3 protein-coding genes are annotated in these 1,367 nt (G+C 62.3%); all 3 read left to right on the top strand.

All coding sequences use genetic code 11. The features are described 5' to 3' along the window. Positions 1–173: hypothetical protein (locus GY769_25085; protein ID MCP4205199.1), on the top strand; the 173-nt coding region annotated here is incomplete at its 5' end. Positions 174–209: 36 nt separating this feature from the next. Continuing rightward, positions 210–731 carry an IS630 family transposase gene (locus GY769_25080; protein ID MCP4205198.1) on the top strand — a complete coding sequence of 174 codons (522 nt, stop codon included), beginning with the start codon at positions 210–212 and terminating at the stop codon, positions 729–731. Next, the gene (locus GY769_25075) at positions 656–1,231 is read left to right on the top strand and encodes an IS630 family transposase (GenBank protein ID MCP4205197.1); all 576 of its coding nucleotides are present in this window, start codon (positions 656–658) and stop codon (positions 1,229–1,231) included. The genes GY769_25080 and GY769_25075 overlap by 76 nt, the downstream gene beginning before the upstream one ends. Positions 1,232–1,367 lie beyond the last annotated feature (136 nt).

Here is a 1,367-nt window from a genome sequence, read left to right as displayed (position 1 = left end):
TCACACACCATATCGGGTCGGGCCGCCGAGTTCTGGTGCACTGCGTCGCTGGTTGCGACCGCACAGGAATGATCCTGGCATATCACTTGGCGAAGTCTGGTGGCCTCGGCGTCGCCGAAGCCATCGACCGCGTTCGCCAAAGCCGTCCCCCCGCATTATTGACATACGTGTAAAGAATGCAATACTTGGATCTCTGGGGGGAGAGAGCCATGCGACCCAAGGGATCCGCGGAGGTTCTAGCTGACCGTCGCCGCCGCGCACTCGCGCTTCTGGATGAGGGGCACTCCCTCAATGAGGTGGCGCGGCGCATCGGATGTCAAGCGAGTTCCGTGATGCGGTGGCGTGACAAACGTGACACCGAGGGAGCTGCGGTGTTCGAGATCGGCGCGTCTCCGGGCCGGCCACCGAAGCTCTCGGACCAGCAGCTCGAGCGATTGATCGAATACCTGCAGCACGGTGCCATGGCGCAGGGCTACTCGACCGATCTCTGGACCTGCGGGCGAGTCGCCAAGCTGATCCGCAGGGAGTTTCGCGTCCGGTATCACCCCCACCACATTGGCCGTCTTCTCCATCAGCTGGGATGGAGCTACCAGAAGCCCGAGCGGCGCGCACTCGAGCGCGACGAAGATGCAATCGCTCGTTGGCAGCGCCTCGAATGGCCGCGTGTAAAAAAAACGCCGCACGGCTGGGCGCCCACATCGTCTTCGTCGACGAGTCGGGGTTCCTCCTGATCCCGGTGCTGCGCAAGACCTGGGCACCGCGCGGCGAGACACCCATCGTGCGCCATCGCTATCGAAGAGATCGGCTCTCCGTCATCTCCGGAGTCTCGGTCTCGCCCAAGCGCCGGCACATCGGTCTCTACTTCCAGTGCCACCCCCACAACATCCGGCACGACGAGGTGTGCTCATTTCTCGAACATCTGCTCCGGCACCTTCGCGGCCACTTGATCGTGCTCTGGGATAACGCCAGCATCCACAAGGGCGAGCGCATGCGCGAGATGTGCCGGCGGTTCCCGCGTCTCCATCTCGAAGCGCTTCCCGCCTACTCCCCGCAGTTCAATCCCGACGAAGAGGTATGGGCCTACGCCAAGGGCCGACTCGCGAACGGTCGGCCGGATGATCTATCCGAGCTCCGTTGTCAGATCAAACGGGCGCTGACTGGGCTCCAGCGATCGCAGACGAAGCTGAGGTGGTGCGTGAACAACTCCGAGCTTCCCCCCTTTTTGCGCTGACTGTTGCATTCTTTACACGTATGTCAATAAGCCTCTCTACGACGTTCTCATGGAACGCTCAGCCGATCCCAAGACCTTCCCGACGGAGCACCACCTTATGACGGCATGTCTCGACCCGATCGAGGATGCGCTTGCG

The sequence above is a fragment of the bacterium genome (assembly GCA_024224155.1).
In the GTDB taxonomy this organism is placed as follows: Bacteria; Acidobacteriota; Thermoanaerobaculia; order Multivoradales; family JAHEKO01; genus CALZIK01.
The sequence above is the reverse complement of the archived record's forward strand: the minus strand, read 5'-3'. Positions and strand labels throughout refer to the sequence as shown.